The sequence below is a fragment of the Peptidiphaga gingivicola genome (genome assembly GCF_001652275.1).
GTDB classification, from domain to species: Bacteria; Actinomycetota; Actinomycetes; order Actinomycetales; family Actinomycetaceae; genus Peptidiphaga; species Peptidiphaga gingivicola.
The window spans coordinates 1108691-1126754 of the sequence record NZ_LVZK01000001.1; the positions used below are offsets into that span (position 1 = coordinate 1108691).

An 18064-nucleotide genomic window follows, 5' to 3' on the forward strand; every position below is an offset into this window, starting at 1 on the left:
GAGCGGGTTTAGACTGGTTGCGGCTTAAGGCCGCGTCTGCCGCACGGTTTGCGCGGCAGACGCGACGAAAGCGGGAGCATGTCGAATTTTGAAAGGCGCTTGGACGCTCGGCTCGTCGTCTCCGTGGCGGCGGTCGGCATCACGTGCTTTGCCGGAGTCGTCGTCGAAACCGCCCTGAACATCGCGTTTCCGGCGCTTATGAAGGAGTTCGGCGTGACGACGGCCGTCGTTCAGTGGGTGACGACCGCCTATCTGCTGGTCCTCTCCGCGATCATGCCGATCTCATCGTTCCTCACTCGCAGGTTCCGCAACAAGACGCTGTTTCTGGCGGCCATGGCCGTCTTCATCGCCGGGACGGCGGTGTGTGCGGCGGCGCCGCACTTCATCCTTCTCGTCGTCGGGCGAATTCTGCAGGGAATCGGCGCCGGGATCGCCTTGCCGCTCATGTTCAACATCGTGCTGCAGCAGGCGCCCGTCGGAAAACTCGGCGTCATGATGGGCTTCGCGACGCTCATCATCGCCATAGCCCCCGCGGTAGGGCCCTCGTTCGGGGGATTCCTCGTGGAGGCTTTCGGCTGGCGTTCGATTTTCCTCGTGTTGTTGCCCTTTCTTGGCCTTTCCCTTGTTCTCGGAGCGTTGACTGTGCGTCAGGCGCGCGACGTCGAGAAGGTCGGTTTCAGCCCGGTTCAGTTCCTGCTCGTCGCGGCGGGTTTCACGGCGCTGGTCGTCGCAGTCAACGCGGCCTCCGAAAGCGCTTGGACAAGTCCGAAGACGCTCGGGCTGCTCGCCCTTGCCTTCGCTTTGCTTGCGGGATTCACATGGATCTCGCGACGTTCCGATACACCGCTGCTGAGGGTGCGGATTTTCACCGATCGCACGTATTCACTGAGCCTTGCATATGCGGTGTTGATCCAAGCCGCGGTGCTGGCCTTGGGCTATCTCATCCCGTATTTCGCGCAGGTTGCCAAATCGGTGGGCTCTTTCGCCGCCGGGTGCCTGCTGTTGCCCGGATGCATCATCGGAGCGATCCTCACCCCGTTCGGAGGAAGGCTCCTCGACAGGTTCGGGGCGAAGCGGCCGATCCTTGCAGGCGCCGCAGTCGGCGTGGCGACTTTGGCATGCTTTGCAGCGTTCGGGGCGGAAGGCTCGGCCGTTCGTTTGGCCTTTATCTACGTTTTCTTCCCGATCTGCCAGGGGCTGTCCCTGTCGAATTCGATGACGCACGGCTTGCGTTCGCTGCCCGAGGATCTCCAAGCAGACGGCAACGCCGCCTTCAACACCGTCCAGCAGCTCGGCGGCGCTGTCGGCACGGCTGTGGCGGCCGCGATCGTCAACTCGGCGCAGGCAGGCAGCTCTGGAGACGTGGTTGCCGGGACGACGGCGGGCGCCCAGACGGCGTTCTACGTTCTGCTCGGCGCGGGCGCCGCGGCGTTTGCCGCGGCCCTCGGCGTTTTTCTCCGCCCGCGGCGAGGGCAAGCGGAAAAGCGCTCGCGAAGCGGCCTGATTGACTAGGGCTCGCGGGGTCGGCCCGTCGCCCAGTCGATCGCTTCCGGCCGGTTGCCCAGCCAGCGACGTCGGGCCCGTCGCCCACTCGGTCAGATTGGACCCTCGGCCCACGCGATCTCGTTGTCGGCCAGCCTGGGCAGCCGCTCGCCTGAGACGATGAGATGCGCGCGCTCCCAGGGGCGGTCGGCTGCGAAGAACGCGCGTTCGCCGGCCATCCACCAATGCCAGAATCGGACCGACTCTTCGGCGTCGCCATTGGTTCCCTCCTCCGTGTCGCGCCGAATGCCGCGCTCCTCGGCTGCGTCGTCGTCGGTCTGAATCCATATGCTAACGTCGATGAGATCGGCGACCGCGCGCATTCCCGCGCCCGTCCCTTCCACGACGACGAACGGCGCGCCTGCGGCAACGGCGATGGAGCCCTCGCGCCCGTGTCGAGGCCATGCGGGAGGGGTGAAATCGAGCGAACCGCTGCTGCGGAGCTCGCTGAGCGCCGCCACAAGCAGGTGGTCCCAGCGGAAAAGAGGCTCGTTCCAGTCGAGGTCGTCGATGTGCAGCACTTCGGAGCCGGGGGCCGCCGCGGCGAGCTTCGACGCAAAGGTCGTCTTTCCCGAGCCGCCGCGCCCGTCCGCCGCGATTATTCCCGGACGGTCAGAATGCCTTCCGCAAAGAGAGAAGACGACGTCAAAAAACGTGCGAATGTCGCTGGCCCGCCACTGAGGCGCCGGCGGTTCCTCGGGCTGGAGCGACACATGCGCGCGCGAAGGCAGTGGGCGTCCCAAACTGTGAGCCGGCTGAGGAAGCTGCGCCATAGGGCAATAATACGGGAGGACGCCTCTTCCTCTGGGTGTGAAGATCGCCCGCCGTATGCTGCGCGGGTTGAAACGGGCGGGGACATTGCGGGTTGAAGCGGACGGGCGCGTCTTCCTAGGGCATGCGTATCGCCTGTTCCTAGGGCATGCGGATTGCCCGCCAAGAGCCGACGTCGCACTGGCCGTACTCGTTGCGGCCTGCCGCGAGCACCCGGCCGTCGTCCCGGAGCCCGAGCGTGTGGCCCGAGCCCGCTGCAATCGCGACGATTCTCCGCCAGGACTGGACGTTGCACTGCTTGTCTCTGTTGTCGCCGATCGCCCGCACGGTGCCGTCCGTCAAAAGCGCGACCGTATGGCGGCTTCCCGCGGCCACGGCCGTGACCCTCGACCAATCCTCGACGTCGCACTGGCCCAGGCGGTTCCATCCGGCCGCCACAACCGTGCCGTCTTCGCGCAGCCCGACCGTGTGGAGGCAGCCCGCGCCGACCGCGACGACGTCGCTCCAGCCTTCGACGTCGCACTGGCCGTAGCGGTTGTTCCCCGCGGCGAGGACTGCGCCGTCGCGCCTGAGCCCCACGGAGTGCCAGTCGCCGCAGGCGGTCGCGGACACGTCGCTCCAGCCTTCGACGTCGCACTGGCCTTCTTCGTTGCTGCCCAGCGCCAGAACCGCCCCGTCCCCGCGCACTCCGAGGGTTCTGCGCCACCCGGCGGAGACAGCGACGACGTCGCTCCAGATATCGACGTCGCACTGGCCGTGCTCGTTCCATCCCGTTGCCGCGACGGAGCCGTCGGCCCGAAGGCCGACGGTGTGCGAGCGGCCTGTGTTGGTTGCGGTGTGGACGTTTCCGGCCGCTACGGCGACGATGTCCGTCCACTCGTCCACGGCGCATTCGCCTCCGCGGCGATATCCTGCGGCCACGGCCCTTCCCTCCGCCGTGCAAGCTACTGAATGCCGTCGTCCTGCTGCGAGCACTGCCATGGTGTCCCTCGATTCTGCATGTTAGTACGATTGCGTGACTTGTTGCGGACAGCCGGTTCTTCCGGGCCGATCGGCTTCAGACGACTGATTCTCTCCGCGTGCTTGATTGACGATACCCGCTTCCTGCCGCCTCCAAGGCGATTCTCAAGCAAAACGACACGGGTACTGACACCCATGTCTGGGGAAACTTCGACCACGCCTTCCGTAAATTCCCAGGGATTGGGTCTGGCATTCGCCTGATGCTTACGTTAAAGTAAAAAGTGGTATGCAACACAACAGACGAGGTGTGGCAATGGTCGATCCAGATCGATATCTCATCTTGGCCCCGCCGATCAACGGGGGCGAAATTGTGGACAAAACAAAGGAAGTCAGACGTTGCAGCCTTTTGGACCGAAAGGTGCAGATCGAGTACGCGGACCGCAGAACGCCCTATCCGTATAACCATCCGAATGCCCGGCTTCTCGAATATTCGCACGAGATAAGGATTGAGCCGGAGGAGCAGCTGCGGGTGCGCGGCCGCGGCTGGGGAGGGAGCCTGACGGCCGCGCTTTTCACGGACGTCTGGGACCGGGAGTACTCATGGGTCCGAATCGTCTCGCGCGACCGCGCGTACACATACCCCGCCGAGGCGGTGGAAATCGTCTCCTCCGCGGCCGCGGACGGCCGCGCGGCCGAAGTTCGCCGCTATTGGAAGGACGTCGTCAAGCTTCTTGGCCCTGAGAACTGGACGAGAAAGGGGCACGAGAGGCTGGACTTCATCGACCCCGACAGCGCCCTCGCCGCCTATCTCAACGGGGTGAACGGGGAAACGCAGTATCCTGATCAGCCCGTCATTTTGCCTTTCAACGGAAACGAGGACCAGCGCGACGCTGTCGCCAAGGCCCTCAGGAACAGGATCAGCGTGATCGACGGGCCGCCGGGAACCGGGAAAACCGAAACGATTCTCAACATCGTCGCCAATCTCCTTCAGCACTCGAAACTGACGGCGGGGATCGTCTCCTTCAGCAACGCCGCAGTCGACAACGTTCGAGACAAGCTTGACGAGGCGGGGCTCGGATTCGCGGCCGCCCGGCTCGGAAACAAACGAATGGTCGCGGAATTTCTTCGGGGGCAAGAGTCGAGAATGCGCGCGCTGGCGAACTGGAAGGCAGGGCGGACGGCGCGCAGCGGCGGGGGAGAGACCCGCGTGGACTCTGAGGCTTCGGACGGCGCTCGTCAGGCGGGCGGCCTTCAAATCGACGGCTCGAAGGCCGCCGGTCGAGACGACGGCCCGGAGGGCGCCGAGCCGAGTGCCTCCGAGCTGAACGGCGGCGGGCAGAACGTCGATTCCGAGATCGCCGAAGCGGAAAGCAGGCTCGTCGGCATATGGAGGGCCAGCCGCGAGCTCGCCGAGGTGCGGCGGTCAATCGAGGAATGCACACTGGAGTTTTCGCATTTTGAGCGTCGCATGCGCGGCGAGCGCTTCGCCGACCTCGAGGGACTGCCTCTGCTGCGCAAATCCTCCGACAAGATCGTCAAGTACCTCGCGGAGACGGCCGTCGGGGCGGAGCTGCCGGGCGGCCTTTCGGGCATCGTCGGCCGCATCCGCAGACACTTCGAATACGGATCGCTCAAAAGCCTCGACCCGAGGGACGCCGACGTCGTCCTTCGCTTGCAAAGGGCCTTCTACACCCGGAGCCTCGAGGAGTTGGAGGAGCGCAAGAGGAACCTCGAGGAAACCCTTGCCCGGGCCGACGAGGAATCCGTTCGAAAGCGGCACAAGGCGCTGTCTCGCCAGGCTCTCGACGGCGCGTTGCGCCGCCGGTATCGCGGCGCGGCAAGAAAGAGCTTCGACGATGAAGGCCTTCGCAGGCAAACGAAGGACCTCCTGCGCGAATACCCGGTTGTGCTGACCACATGCCATTCGATTCGCAGCAACCTCGCGGAGGGAACCCTGCTCGACTGGCTGATCATCGACGAAGCGACGCTGACGGACGTTCTCAGCGCTGCGCTGGCGCTCAGCCGCGCCCGCAACGTTGTTGTGGTCGGCGATCTCAAACAGCTCGCGCCAGTGCTCGACAAGAAGTGGGCCAAGGCCCTTCCCGCGCCTCCGGCCACGGCGTACGACGTCGGAAAGTTCTCGATCCTGGAATCCGTCAAGGAACTCTACGGCGAGAGCCTGCCGCAGACGATGCTGCGCGAGCACTTCAGGTGCGCGCCGGAGATTATCGGATTTTGCAATGGAATGTTCTACGGCGGCCAGCTCATTCCCCTGGCGGACGGGCCGGGCGAAGCCGCCGGGCCGCCCCTGGCCATGTTCAAGACGGCGCCGGGCAACCATCATCGCCACATCGCCCGGGGCGCGGTCAAGGGCAGGTACAACCAGCGGGAGATCGACGTCGTCATGCGGGAGACTCTCGCCGAATGCGGCATTTCTCCCGCCGATCTCAACGTGCGGCGGGGAAGCGACCTCGAAGTCGGCTTCGCGGCGCCCTTCCGGCTCCACGCCGACCGCCTTGATCAGGCGCTCGAGGGCGCCTTTGGCGGGCGGGCGGATGGCGAGGCCGGCGGCGGGTGGCTCTCAGAAACCGTTCACAAGTTCCAAGGCAGGGGCGCTCGCACGATGGTCTTCAGCACGGTTCTCGACGAGTCTCGCGACGGACGCAGGGCTCTCAGCTTCGCGGACGACCCCCGTCTCATCAATGTCGCGGTCTCTCGGGCAAAAGAGCGGTTCGTCCTCGTGACCGACGACGGTGAAATGAGGGGGAGCGTCAACATCTCCGCCCTTGCCGACTACATTCGCTATCAGTGTCCGGATCAGGTGGTTGAAAGCCGCATCGTGTCCGTTTTCGACCTTCTGTACCGCAAGCATTCCGAGCGGTTGGCGAAGTTCGCCTCCGGCCTGCGGGGCAAAAGCAAATACAAGTCAGAGAACATCATGTTCACCCTGCTCAAGGACCTGCTCGGCGAGTCCAAATACGAAGGCTGGTTGGACGTGGTCTTTCAGGTGCGGCTTCGCGACCTCGTTCCTGACTTAACGCTTTTGAGCGAGCGCCAGCGGAAGTTCGTCCGTTCGACGTCGGCCGTCGACTTCGTCGTCTACCACGCCGTGACGCGCCGCGCCCTGCTGGCCATCGAGGTCGACGGAACCGCTTTCCACGAAGACAAACCCGTGCAGCTTAGACGCGATGGGATCAAGGAGTCCATACTCCGCCTGTGCGGGGTCAAGGTTTTGTCGTTTCAAACGAACGGCAGCGACGAGGAGGGCCGCATGCGCCAAGAGCTCGACCGCGTTCTCGCGGAGGGGCTGCCGAGTTCTTGCGGAGTGCCTGTCGGCCGAAGTGCGTGAGGCGAAGACATCCCGACAACGCCCGTGAAAAGCGAAAAGGCCCGTGAAAAGGAAGCAGGCATGAGGACGGCGTTGCTGTGGGCGGCGGCCGGCGGAGTGCGTTCCAGCAAGCCCGGACCCGCGCTGATGCATTCGCCGGGGCCGCGTCCGCTCTTCCCTGGATTGCGCGCCGGCCAAAACGACCGTCGATTGGCCGGTTTCGGAGCATCTGCGATAATCTCGTTTATCCCGCCAATTCGCTGTAAACCGCGTCTGTTCGACGTCGCCCCGCCGCTAGGAGAAACACATGCTCGAGGCCGATCCTCTGGCTTTGATTCCAAACCCGCTCGTCCAAGACCTCGGGAAACCCGCGGAGAAGTTCACGCGGGCCGACATCCTTCGATTCGTCCGCGAGCGCGACATACCGATGCTCAACCTCCGTTACGTCGGCGGCGACGGCAGGCTCAAAACCCTCAACTTTGCGATTCAGTCCGCCGCCCACCTCGAGAGGGTGCTGACGATGGGGGAGCGCGTGGACGGCTCCTCGCTCTTCGATTTCGTCGATGCCGTCAGCTCGGACCTTTACGTCGTGCCGCAGCTGCGCACCGCGTTTCTCAATCCCTTCAATCCGATCCCGAGCCTCGACATCATGTGCGGGTTCTACGACGTCAATGGAAATCCGCTGGCCAGCGCGCCTCAGCAGGTTCTGCGCAAGGCGCAGGACGCTCTGGAGGACGCGACGGGCTGCCGGCTCGAAGCCCTCGGCGAGCTCGAGTACTACCTGTTCTCTGCGGAGGAGAGCCTGTTCCCGGTCGAGCCGCAGCGCGGGTACCACGAGGCCTCGCCCTTCTCGAAATGGGAGGAGGTGCGCACTGAGGCGCTCTATCACCTCGCGCAGATGGGATGCTCGGTGAAGTACGCCCACGCGGAGGTCGGCAACTTCGTCGCCGACGGCGTTCAAGCGGTTCAGCAGGAAATCGAGTTCTTGCCCGTCGACGTCGTGCGCGCCGCCGACCAGATGGCGCTGGCCAAGTGGGTGGTGCGCGAAGTGGCCCATTCCCACGGAATCGAAGTTTCCTTTTCGCCTAAGATCGCCGTGGGGCAGGCCGGCTCCGGGATGCACTTCCACACGCGGCTCATGAAGGACGGCGTCAACCAGTTTTCGGAGGGCGCGGGGCTCACCGACGCCGCCCGAAGGGTCATCGGCGGCTACCTCCTCCATGCGGCGTCGCTCACGGCCTTTGGCAACACGGTGCCGACCTCGTTCCTGCGCCTCGTCCCCCGTCAAGAAGCCCCCACGGCGATCTGCTGGGGCGACCGCAATCGGTCGGTGCTCGTGCGAGTGCCGCTGGGATGGCAGAACCTCGACGACCGCATGTTCCGCGACGCCAACCCCCAGGAGGGGCCGGCGGGCGCGCTTCCGAACGACTCGCAGACCGTGGAGCTTCGCTCGCCCGACGGCTCGGCGAACGTCCACCTGCTGCTTGCCGGCGTGACAGTCGCCGCCCGAATCGGCCTGACCGACCCGGCCATGCTCGACTACGCGAATTCCAGACACGTCAGCGGGGACGCGTCGCAGACGGTCGAGCTCGAGCAGCTTCCGACGTCGTGCGCCGAGGCCGCCCGGCGTCTGCTCGCCCAACGTTCGGCTTACGAGGAGCGCGGCGTTTTCCCCGCGGGGCTCGTCGACGCTTGGGCACAGAAGCTCATCGGCCTGGGAGACGAGACCCTTCGCGAGGACATTGCGGAGAAGCGGGTGCGGGTCGAAGACTTGGTCAAGCGCTATTTCCACGTGGGGTAGAGTGAGGAGGCGGCGCAGCTGCGACGCGCAAAACGGGCGCGCCGCCGCGTCGAAACCGTTCAGCGCGCGAACGGTCGGACGGCGCTTCGCCCGCCGTCCGGCTCAGCATTGAGGAGAAACAAGTGAAAGTTCTGGTCAACGTCTTCCACCCCAATCTCTCGGCTTCCACCGTCAACGAGGCGTGGGTCGAGCGCCTCGAGGGCGAGCCCGAGGTCACCGTCCGCAAAGTCTATGAGCTGTATCCCGACGGCAAGATCGACGTCGCCGCGGAGCAGGAGGCCCTGCTCGCGCACGACCGGATCGTGTTCCAGCATCCCTTCTACTGGTACTCGACCCCGCCGCTGATGAAGCAGTGGCTCGACCAGGTGCTCACCTACAACTGGGCCTACGGGCCGAAAGGAAGGGCGCTCGAAGGGCGCGAGTGGGTCTCGGCCATCTCGACGGGAGGCCCGGCGGAGTCGTATCGCGCCGGCGGGTACAACAACTTCTCGATGAGCGAGCTCATGAAGCCGCTGCAGCAGACGGCGAACCTCGTCCATCTGAAGTTTCTGCCCGCCTTCATCTTCAACGGGGCGGTGCAAGCGACGCCCGCCGACGTCGAAGAGTCGGCGGAGAGGCTGGCCAAGCATATCCTCGATCCGCTGCTCGACCCCGAAAAGCGCTTGGCCGCGCTAAACGAGAAGATGGACGGCGAAGGGGTCGAGCTGCACGTAGATTGATCCGGCGCCAGCGGCGCCGCGCGGGCGGCCTTGCGGCACGTGATTCCGGTGGCCGGCCGGTTCGGCGCGCCTGATCGCCGTTCTTTCTGTCCGGAGGGGAATTGCGGGGTCGGATTCGAATCGCAGGAGGTCGGATTGGACATAGCGATCGTCGGGTCGGGAACGATCGGCCTGACGTACGGCTGGCTGCTGTCCGAGCGCCACGGCGTGACCCACGTTGTGCGCCCCGAGCGCAGCGGGTGGTATCGCGAGCCTTTCATCCTCCGCGTCACCGACCGCCGCAAGGCTGCTGACCGCCGCAAAGCCATTGGCCGCCGCGAGTTCAAGGGCGTCGAGGCCGGGGAGCGCCAAGTTTCGGCCGAGGGTGAATTCCCCTACCTTCCGCGGATTGCATCAGACCCCGAGGAGGTCAGGTGCGACGTCGTTCTGGTGACGACCGATCGGCGTCGGCTCGCAAGTTCCTTGGAAACCGTGCGGGCGCTGGCCGGGTCCGGCCACGTCGTCTTCATGCTCAACCATTGGGACCTTCCCTCGCAGGCCGACGGCGTCTTGAAGCCCGAACAGTATTCTTTAGGGTTTCCGGGACAGGTCGGCGGTGGCCGAGACGGCCGCAGGATCGAGGCGACTGTTTTCCCGCGGGGCACCGTGCTCGAGGCCGGCGACGACAGCCGGGCTCGCCGTCTGCGCGAGGCATTCGAGGCCGCCGGACTGCATGTCAAGGCCCAGAAGGACATGGCCGGATGGCTCAAGCTTCACGGGCTCCAGCAGTCCATGACGGTCGGTCCGATCCTTCGCGCCGGAGGGCTCGACGGCCTGCTGGGGGACCGGGAGGAGATGAAAAAGGCGGTGCTCGCCTTGCGGGAGGGCGTTTCGACGGCCAGAGCCGACGGCGCGAATCCCCGAGGCTCAATGCTCGGGCGGCTCACGGCCATTCCGGCCCCGTTGTCAGCCGCGTTGCTCCGACGCCTCCTGGGCCGGGCGGACGTGCGCACGATGGTCGAACGCCATATGCGCCACGGGATCGAGGAGTGGATGGCAGGATACTGGGACGTGGTGGACGCGGCCAGACGCCACGGCGTTCCGATCCCGCACGTCTTGGAATACGAGCCGACGCTCGCCGCCTTTGCGAGGGGCGGCTCAGGCTCATTTGCGGAGCGATGAGCCGGTCAAAGGACGAGCGCGAACTTGGTGACTTCTCACCTGTCGCGGTCCTGCTCGCGGCTGGTAGTTTGCGACGTGTCATGCACATGAGCGAGACCACCGGGAGCAACGACCATGCGGCGCCTTCTCTTCGCAACAGCCGCCTTCGCCGTGGGCCTGAGCGGGTGTTTCCCCTCCGCGTCCCCTTCTTCCGCCTCGCCCGCAGCCGCTTCCTCCGCCTCGCCCGCTCGTCGGTCTCCGTCCGTCGCCCCGGACGCGGCCGCTTCGCCCGCCGTCGGGCGGCTCGCCGTCAAAACGGCATTGCCGCAGCGGACGTTCACCTTCCGAGGGACGACGAGCCAGTACGCCGTCTACGCCGGCCATCTGGATGGAAAGAGGCCGAAGGGCGTGCTCTTCTACCTCCACGGAGACGGCTATCCCGAGTTTGCGCGCGAGGACAGCGCGTACGTCCTCGAGTCCTTTAGACAGGTCGCGCGCGAGCGCGGCCTTCTGTTGGTCGCGCCGGTCACTCCCGACAAATCGACGAAAACATGGTGGCGCGACGAAGACTCGACCGCCTGGCTTCGGGCCTTCATCCTCGACGTCTACAAACGGCACGGCGTCGGCAGGGACAATGTCTGGCTCGCCGGATTCTCGGGAGGCGCCGAGGAGATAACCAACTTCCTCATGGCGGAAAACAGCGACCTGTTCACCGGGGGCGGCGCGCTGATGGTCGGCGGAGGCAGCTTCGATCCCGAGAGCGATTTCTCGCCCCAGCCTGGCGTGGGGTTGAAAAGCAAGTTCGCAATGGTGTGGCTTGTCGGCTCCCAGGACTCTCCCGGCAAAGGGGGATCGGATGGCTCGTTCGACGCCGTCGGCGAATCTGCCGCGGCGCTGCGCACGTATCGCGGCATCGGAATGAAACGCGCAAGCCGCGTGTGCGTTCGCGGCAAAGACCACAACGCCTCCATCCGCTCGGGGGCGGGCATGCTCCGAAGGATGCTCGGGGGAGAAAGGATCCCCGACGTTCCGTGCCCGGATGAGAAAGGTTAGAGGCGCAGGGGCCTTGGGCCTTTTCCAACGGGGGCGACGTCAGTAGGCTTGTAAGAGAGTTTTCTTCGTCAAGAGGAGCAGCCATGGGCACGCACAGCATTGCGCTGACGCATTACGCGGGCCGAGCCGGGGACCGCAACGACCGAGCGATGATAGCCTCCCATTTGCTGGCCGGCGCGCTGAGCGTGCGCCTGGGGACCTTCGCCTACGCGATAGGCTCCCGCCGTCCCGCCGCGGCTCAGCCGTGGGACGTCGAGCTGAAGCTGGCGCGAGCCGACCTGCTTGCCATGAGCCGCCGCTATGAAAGCGTCTTCGGGCAGGGAGCGCGGCCCGTCAGCGTCATAGGACGCTGCGCGGTGGCGCTCGCGACCCTTCCGGTCGTCGCCGCCCACAGGCCCGACGCCGTCGTCGTCTGGTTTGACGCCCACGCCGACGTCAACACGCCCGAGAGCACGACGAGCGACTACTTGGGAGGGCTCGCGCTTTCCGGGCCGCTCGGCCTGTGGGACTCCGGACTGGGGTCCGGCCTCGCAGCGGACAAGGCGATTCTTGTGGGCGTGCGCGACGTCGATCCGCTCGAACGCGGGACGATCGATTCGAGCGGGCTGACTGAAGTGCTGCCGGGCCCCGACCTTGCGCGGCGAGTCGTCTCCGCGGTGAAAGGCCGCCCGGTCTACGTCCACATCGACTGCGACGTGCTGGAGCCGGGCACCGTGCCGACGGAGTATCGGGTTCCGGGAGGCGTGACGCTCGCCGAACTGCGGGAGGTCGCCGAGGCGCTCGCCGAGGGCGAAGTGGTGGGTTTGGAAATCGGCGAGTTCGAGTCCGAGACGGGCGACGAGGATTTCGTCTCGCTGCTGGACGCGCTGGCGCCCCTGCTGGGATAGCCGACGCTGCCATCGAGAGGGCGGCGCTGCAATGCTCAGAATTCCCCCGATGTTCCTCATGTCCGGCGGCTTGGTCGCGCAGGCTTTGGTGCCGGCGTCTCCCGGCGGTCCGCGGTGGTGGCAGTGGGGCTTGTCGCTGCCGATTGCGCTCGCGGGGCTGGCGCTTCTGTTTGGCTCGTCGATGCGCTTCTACCGGGCCGGAGTTTCGGCCAACCCGGTCGACGTCGAACGCCCCCGCGCCCTCGTACGCGACGGCGTGTACCGTCTCACGCGCAATCCCATGTACGTGGCAATGGCGGCGATCCTCGCCGCCCACGCCGTTTTGCGCGGCCCGTGGGCTTGGCTGCCCGCCGCCTGTTTCGCACTGCTCGTTGGCCTGCTGCAGGTTCCCGCGGAAGAAGCAGCTTTGCGACGCGCTTTTCCAAAGGAGTACGAGGAATACGCGAAGAGCGTTCCCCGATGGGTGGGGCGTCCGCGCTGAACGAACACGGCTGAAGGCGTAGGCCGGCCAGGCGCATGCTTGACTGCGTCGGCCCGGGCTGCCGCACGCGCGCTCAAGCCCGCTGCGCCGCAGGCGAGCCGGAGCCCATGCAGCCGACGCACCGTCGATCAGCGGCCCGTCAAAGGAAAGGATCACAGCATGTCTCGAATCGTCATCGTCGGAGGGCACGGCAAGGTCGCCTTGTTGCTCGCCCCGATTCTCGCCGCGCGCGGAGACGACGTCGTCGCCCTCATTCGCGACCCGGCCCAGTCGGCCGACGTTGCCGCGGCGGGCGCCGTCCCCAAGGTGCTTTCGGTTGAGGAGGCCTCAACCGAGGATCTGGCCGGCGCCTTCGCGGGCGCAGACGCGATCGTGTGGACGGCCGGCGCGGGCGGCAAGGGAGGCCCAGGGCGCACCGACGCGATCGACCGGGCCGCCGCGATTCGCTCGATGGACGCGGCCTCGCGGGCCGGTGTGCGCCGTTACGTCATGGTCTCGTGGGTCGGATCCCACGGCGACGATCCGCTGCCTGCGAACCACCCCCTGCGAAACTATGCGCTCGCGAAACTCGCGGCCGACCGGCACTTGGTCGAGACCGACCTGGAGTGGACCATCGTGGGCCCGGGGACTCTCACGCTGGAGGAGCCGAGCGGCAAGATCGACGTGCGACGCCAGAATGGCCAAGGCGACTCCCTCTACACCTCCCGCGGGAACGTCGCCGCGGTGGCGGCGGCCGTGCTGGCGGAGCCTGCGAGCATCGGCAAGGTCATCCCCTTCGGGGACGGGGCGACGCCGATCGCGCAAGCCGTCGAGAGCGTGCCGGCGGAGTTCTCCGACCTGTCCTGAGGGTCCCGGTCCATGCCGTCGAGCTCAATAAGGCTTTGCCGCCGTCGATGAACTTCAACCGTTCGTCGCGTTCGTTCGGTCCTTCCGGCGCGACTGGCCTCTTGGTCCGATTTGACTGCCTGCCGCAAGCGTTCGAGGCTCCGCTCAAGGTCCCTGCCCACAGCTTTGTCCATGTTGAAGAACAGACGGAAGAATCGCATCGCCGGTGAATTCGCCGTGAGGCCGCCATTCGCCGGAGGCCTGGCCGCGTTTTTCGTCGAGAACGAACTCGATGCGGCTGCGATTGGGGAAAGGCTTGACGAACACTAGGTCGATCTCGATTTTTCGGGGAGGGTCCGAATGTTGTCGGGGAGGGCCCGAATGAGTCTGAGCCATCGACCCCGCTCCGGCTTCCCTGTTTCCCGACCACCTGTAGTGCGCGCCGACGCCGAAACTCAGGGCGCTGTATTCTTCCTGGACGCCGGGGTCGAGTTGCCTCCAGGGCAACCACGCCCGCCACGCCCGAAAGTCTTCGATGCAGGGAAAGATGCGTGCCGCGGAAGCGACGATCGACGTTTGGCGTACGAACGTATAGGGCGTTTCCATCGCGGTTCAGGCGTCGGAGCGGGGAAGGGCGCCGCGTCTGGACCGCAAAAGGAACGGGCGACGATCCGTCACATGAGCACCGATCTGAGGAGGATGCTCGTCTCGGAGCGGTGAACGCCCGGGGAGTTGCGAATGGCGGAGAGGACGACGTCGATGTCGGCGAGCTTTGTCACCGTGATCTCGGCGATGAGATCCCATTCGCCGTTCGTCGCGTGCAACGCTGTCACCTCGGGAAGCCCTCGCAGCATCCTAATCGTCTCCTCGACGTATGGGCCCTCGATCGCGAGGTGGGAGATGGCCCGGATGGCCGCGTCGGCGCGCTCGGCCACTCGAACTGTGAAGCCGAGTATGACGCCCGCGTCGGTCAGAGCGTCGATGCGGCGGGTGATCGTCGTGCGAGTGACGCCGAGGTCGCGCGCCAGCTCGGCGACGGGGGCGCGCCCGTCCACGCGAAGGGCGGAAAGGAGCGCGCGATCGAGGGAATCCAAGTTGGCCATAGCAGAATGCTAAACCGCTGTGGTCGATGTGTCGCGCAAACGCCCCAAAATTGCGCATTTACGTTGTTGCCGCGCCATATCGCCTTCTCATACAGTTAGCGGAACTGGACACTTTACAGAAAAGGGGGAACGTATGCGGTTCGTAAGCGTCAACAACATCCGTCGGTGGCTGGCATCCGTCGGGCCCGAAGCGGCGATTGCCGGAATGATCGATGCGCTCGAAGCGGATTTCCGCCGGTGGCCGGAGTTCGAGCTGAGGCCGCGCGTCGCCTCCCATTCAAGGGACGGCGTCATTGAGCTCATGCCGACCGCCGACGGCGCAACCTACGGATTCAAGTTCGTCAACGGGCATCCCTCCAATCCCGCACGCGGGTATCAGACCGTCACGGCTTTCGGCGTGCTGGCCGACGTCCACAACGGCTACCCCCGCTTCCAGTCCGAGATGACGATCCTCACGGCGCTGCGCACTGCTGCGATGTCCGGCCTGGCCACCAAACACCTCGCTCCCGAGGGGCCCTGCAACCTCGGGCTCATCGGCGCCGGTTCGCAGTCCGAGTTTCAGACGCTCGCGGTGAAGATCGTCCGCGGCCTGGGCAAAGTCACCGTGTTTGACGTCGATCGCGCAGCGAGCGAGAAACTCGCCCGCAACCTCGCTCCTCTCGGCATCGACGTGCACATCGCCGACTCGGCCGCCGAGGCGGTGGCCGACGCCGACGTCATCACGACGTGCACAGCGGACAAGCGCAACGCCACTGTCCTTTCCCTCGAAGACGTGCGGCCCGGCGTGCACATCAACGGGATCGGAGGCGATTGCCCCGGCAAGACGGAGCTGGACCACCGCATCCTCGACCTCGGGCCGGTGTTTGTGGAATACCCCGAGCAGACGCGCATCGAGGGCGAGATCCAGGCCAAGCCCGAGGATTACCCGGTCACCGAGATCTGGCAGGTCGTCGCCGGCCTCAAGGAGGGCCGCACCGGCGCCGACCAAGTGACGATCTTCGACTCGGTCGGCTTTGCCATCGAGGACTTCACCGCGCTGTGCTACCTGGAGAAGGCCGTTGAAGACACGGGATTCTACGAGGAGATCGACCTCATAGCCGATCCGGAGGATCCCAAGGACCTTTTCGGGCTCATCGGCGAGGACGTCGCCGACCGGATCCCTGCCTCCCAGTTCGCCGGCGCATCCTCGCACAGACGTATCCGCGAGGTCACCCCGGCGTAGCGCCTGTCGGCGCCGGCCCGTCCGGGGTTCGGCGCCGAGGCGAGCCTTGTCGGCGGCGCACGCCTTCGAGCCCCGCGCTGCTTGAATCCCTCGGCGCGAGGGCCGCTCGAGACCTTCTAGGCCTCGGCGCGAGGGCCGCTCGAGACCTTCTAGGCCTCGGCGCGAGGGCCGCTCGAGACCTTCTAGGCCTCGGCACCGCCCGATCGTTTCCCGAGGCGCGTGCGCCTTCGCACCGTTTTCCCGGGAATGAGCCGTGCGGAGTTCAGGATGAAAGCCGTCTCGCTTCCCACGTGGACGATCGCTGCGAGCACCGGCGTGAGGATCCCCGCCGCAGCCAGCGCCATTCCGACGAGATCGACCGCGACGGTGCCGACGAAGTTGAACGTCACGATCGCCCGCGCACGCCGGGCGACGCGCACGGTCGAGGCAAGATCCGCCGGATCGGAGGCAACGAGCACGACGTCCGCGCTGTCTCGGGCGACGTCGGTCCCGCTGCCCATGGCGATGCCGACGTCGGCCCGGGCGAGCGACGGCGCGTCGTTGACGCCGTCGCCGATCATCGCCACCTTGCGCCCCGCGGCCCTCAACGAATCGATGAAGGCCGTTTTCTGCTCGGGAAGAAGCTCGGCTCGGCAGTCGTCGATGCCGAGCCGAGCGCCGACTGCGCGCGCGGCGCCCGCCCCGTCCCCGGTCACCATGGCGACCTGCAGCCCCATGCCCTTCAGCTCGGCGACCGCGGCTGCCGCGCCGGGCCGAACGGCGTCGGCCAAGATTGCGGTTGCGCGGTACGCGCCGTCCACGCTCACGTGAATGGGGGAGCCCTCAACGTCGCCGGAATCGGGGGCGTCCGCCACAAGCGACGAGTTGCCGGCGACGACGGTGCGCCCTCCGACTCGTGCGACGACCCCCATGCCCGGGCGATACTCGAAGGAGTCGGGCGCCCCTGCGGCCGTCCCGCGCTCGCGGAGATGCTCGACCACGGCCTTGGCCAGCGGGTGCTCCGAATAGGATTCCGCCGTCGCCAGCAGAAACAGGAGTTCCTCTTCGTCGATTCCGGGGACGACGTCGATGCGTTGAACGACGGGGGCTCCCGACGTCAGTGTTCCCGTCTTGTCGAAGACCGCGGTTTCGACTTCGGAGAGCGCCTCGAGGTGTGCACCGTCTTTGACGAACGCCCCGCTGTGTGCCGCCCTCGCGATCGCGGCGAGAACGGCGAGGGGAGTTCCGGCGGCGATTCCGCACGCCCCCGCCACGACGACCACGGAGATAGTCGTCGTCCAGTTCGAGGTCGCAACATAGGTCGCTGCCGCAGCGGCGAGCGCGATGTAGACGAGGTAGGCGGCGAATCGGTCGGCGAGCCTGACGACCGGGGCCCGCGAAGACTGCGCCTGCCTGATCGCTTCGACGATTTTGCCATACGAGGATTCCCCTCCCACGCGCTCGGCGCAAACCTCCAGCGCGCCGACCAGATTGATCGATCCGGCGAAAACGGCGTCCCCGCTTCCCACGTCCGCCGGGAGCGGCTCGCCCGTAATACGCGATTGGTCGACGGAGGATTCGCCGGCCGTCACGACGCCGTCCACGGGAATGCGCCCGCCGGGGCTGACGATGACGACGTTCCCGGGCTCGACATCGGCCAAGGGGACGGAAACGGCGCTCTCGCCCTCGCGTATGCGCACAGTCTGCGGGAGGAAGGCCATAAGATCGGTCAAAGCGTCGTGCCCCCGCTCGACGGACAGGTCTTCGAGAATTTCGGCGGCCAGAACGAAAGCGGTGACGACCAAGGCCGTGAGCCACTCGCCGATGGCCGCCGCGGCGACGATCGCAATGAGCATCGACAGCTCCATGCTCATCCTGGCGTGTCGGATATCGCCCCAGGCTTCGACTGCAATCGGAAAACAGCCTGCGATAAGGCCCGCGACGGCGGCCGCGGGGAAGTCTTTCGTAGGTTGGGTCACGCCTAGGGCCAGCAGGACTGCGCAAAGTGTGACGAAGAGTGTGCGAAGGGCGTCCCGAGGATCGATTTTTGTCAGTAGATTTCTCGAAGTTGGATTTTGATCAATGTTGGAATCCATATGTGTTTCCGTTTGGTGTTTGGATTGTTCCTGCATGTCCTCGGGTGCGTCGAGCCCTACTAATGTACCACTGTGGCCGCAACGTCGTCTGTAGAACTTTTGGAATACCGTGTATACACACAGGTGTTCGGAGGTTTGCGGGGTATTCAAACGGTTA

Annotated in this window: 15 protein-coding genes; 10 read left to right on the forward strand and 5 right to left on the reverse strand. The window is 65.9% G+C overall.

Features of this window, described 5'->3' with window-relative positions:
* Positions 1 to 78: 78 nt before the first annotated feature.
* Positions 79 to 1512, forward strand: coding sequence for a DHA2 family efflux MFS transporter permease subunit (locus A4H34_RS04555; protein ID WP_009199414.1), 1434 nt, complete (start codon positions 79 to 81; stop codon positions 1510 to 1512).
* 83 nt (positions 1513 to 1595) lie between these two features.
* On the opposite strand, the gene A4H34_RS04560 is transcribed toward A4H34_RS04555, so the two are convergent.
* Together A4H34_RS04560 and A4H34_RS04565 are read right to left on the reverse strand one after the other, a co-directional pair.
* Positions 1596 to 2315, reverse strand: coding sequence for a uridine kinase family protein (locus tag A4H34_RS04560; protein ID WP_064231235.1), 720 nt, complete (start codon positions 2313 to 2315; stop codon positions 1596 to 1598).
* A gap of 139 nt (positions 2316 to 2454) precedes the next feature.
* The gene (locus tag A4H34_RS04565) at positions 2455 to 3234 is read right to left on the reverse strand and encodes a chromosome condensation regulator (RefSeq protein WP_331711611.1); all 780 of its coding nucleotides are present in this window, start codon (positions 3232 to 3234) and stop codon (positions 2455 to 2457) included.
* 352 nt (positions 3235 to 3586) lie between these two features.
* Here A4H34_RS04565 and A4H34_RS04570 point away from each other — a divergent pair, with 352 nt between their 5' ends.
* From A4H34_RS04570 to A4H34_RS04605, 8 genes are all read left to right on the forward strand, one after another.
* The gene (locus A4H34_RS04570) at positions 3587 to 6622 is read left to right on the forward strand and encodes an AAA domain-containing protein (protein WP_064231237.1); all 3036 of its coding nucleotides are present in this window, start codon (positions 3587 to 3589) and stop codon (positions 6620 to 6622) included.
* Between the two features lie 286 nt (positions 6623 to 6908).
* Positions 6909 to 8402, forward strand: a complete 1494-nt coding sequence (locus tag A4H34_RS04575) for a glutamine synthetase family protein (protein WP_064231238.1) — start codon at positions 6909 to 6911, stop codon at positions 8400 to 8402.
* A 122-nt stretch (positions 8403 to 8524) separates the two neighbouring features.
* The gene (locus tag A4H34_RS04580; protein ID WP_064231239.1) at positions 8525 to 9121 is read left to right on the forward strand and encodes an NAD(P)H-dependent oxidoreductase; all 597 of its coding nucleotides are present in this window, start codon (positions 8525 to 8527) and stop codon (positions 9119 to 9121) included.
* Between the two features lie 135 nt (positions 9122 to 9256).
* On the forward strand, positions 9257 to 10282 hold the full coding sequence (locus A4H34_RS04585; RefSeq protein ID WP_197480420.1) for a ketopantoate reductase family protein: 1026 nt from the start codon (positions 9257 to 9259) through the stop codon (positions 10280 to 10282).
* Between the two features lie 114 nt (positions 10283 to 10396).
* Positions 10397 to 11314 carry a hypothetical protein gene (locus A4H34_RS04590; protein ID WP_064231241.1) on the forward strand — a complete coding sequence of 306 codons (918 nt, stop codon included), beginning with the start codon at positions 10397 to 10399 and terminating at the stop codon, positions 11312 to 11314.
* 83 nt (positions 11315 to 11397) lie between these two features.
* The gene (locus tag A4H34_RS04595; protein WP_009199405.1) at positions 11398 to 12201 is read left to right on the forward strand and encodes an arginase family protein; all 804 of its coding nucleotides are present in this window, start codon (positions 11398 to 11400) and stop codon (positions 12199 to 12201) included.
* 31 nt (positions 12202 to 12232) lie between these two features.
* On the forward strand, positions 12233 to 12682 hold the full coding sequence (locus A4H34_RS04600; RefSeq protein WP_009199404.1) for a methyltransferase family protein: 450 nt from the start codon (positions 12233 to 12235) through the stop codon (positions 12680 to 12682).
* 159 nt (positions 12683 to 12841) lie between these two features.
* The gene (locus A4H34_RS04605; RefSeq protein WP_064231242.1) at positions 12842 to 13528 is read left to right on the forward strand and encodes an NAD(P)H-binding protein; all 687 of its coding nucleotides are present in this window, start codon (positions 12842 to 12844) and stop codon (positions 13526 to 13528) included.
* Between the two features lie 144 nt (positions 13529 to 13672).
* On the opposite strand, the gene A4H34_RS04610 is transcribed toward A4H34_RS04605, so the two are convergent.
* Complete coding sequence (locus tag A4H34_RS04610; RefSeq protein ID WP_064231243.1) at positions 13673 to 14113, reverse strand: SRPBCC family protein; 441 nt, start codon at positions 14111 to 14113, stop codon at positions 13673 to 13675.
* A 68-nt stretch (positions 14114 to 14181) separates the two neighbouring features.
* Positions 14182 to 14610 carry an Lrp/AsnC family transcriptional regulator gene (locus A4H34_RS04615; RefSeq protein ID WP_009199401.1) on the reverse strand — a complete coding sequence of 143 codons (429 nt, stop codon included), beginning with the start codon at positions 14608 to 14610 and terminating at the stop codon, positions 14182 to 14184.
* Positions 14611 to 14743: 133 nt separating this feature from the next.
* On the opposite strand from A4H34_RS04615, the gene A4H34_RS04620 reads away from it, so the two are divergent.
* A complete protein-coding gene (locus tag A4H34_RS04620) occupies positions 14744 to 15832 on the forward strand; it encodes an ornithine cyclodeaminase (protein ID WP_064231244.1) in 1089 nt (362 codons plus the stop codon).
* 182 nt (positions 15833 to 16014) lie between these two features.
* Here A4H34_RS04620 and A4H34_RS04625 read toward each other — a convergent pair whose 3' ends face one another.
* Entirely contained in the window at positions 16015 to 17679 is a 1665-nt protein-coding gene (locus A4H34_RS04625) for a heavy metal translocating P-type ATPase (RefSeq protein WP_231870951.1), read from the reverse strand.
* Between the last annotated feature and the right edge of the window lie 385 nt (positions 17680 to 18064).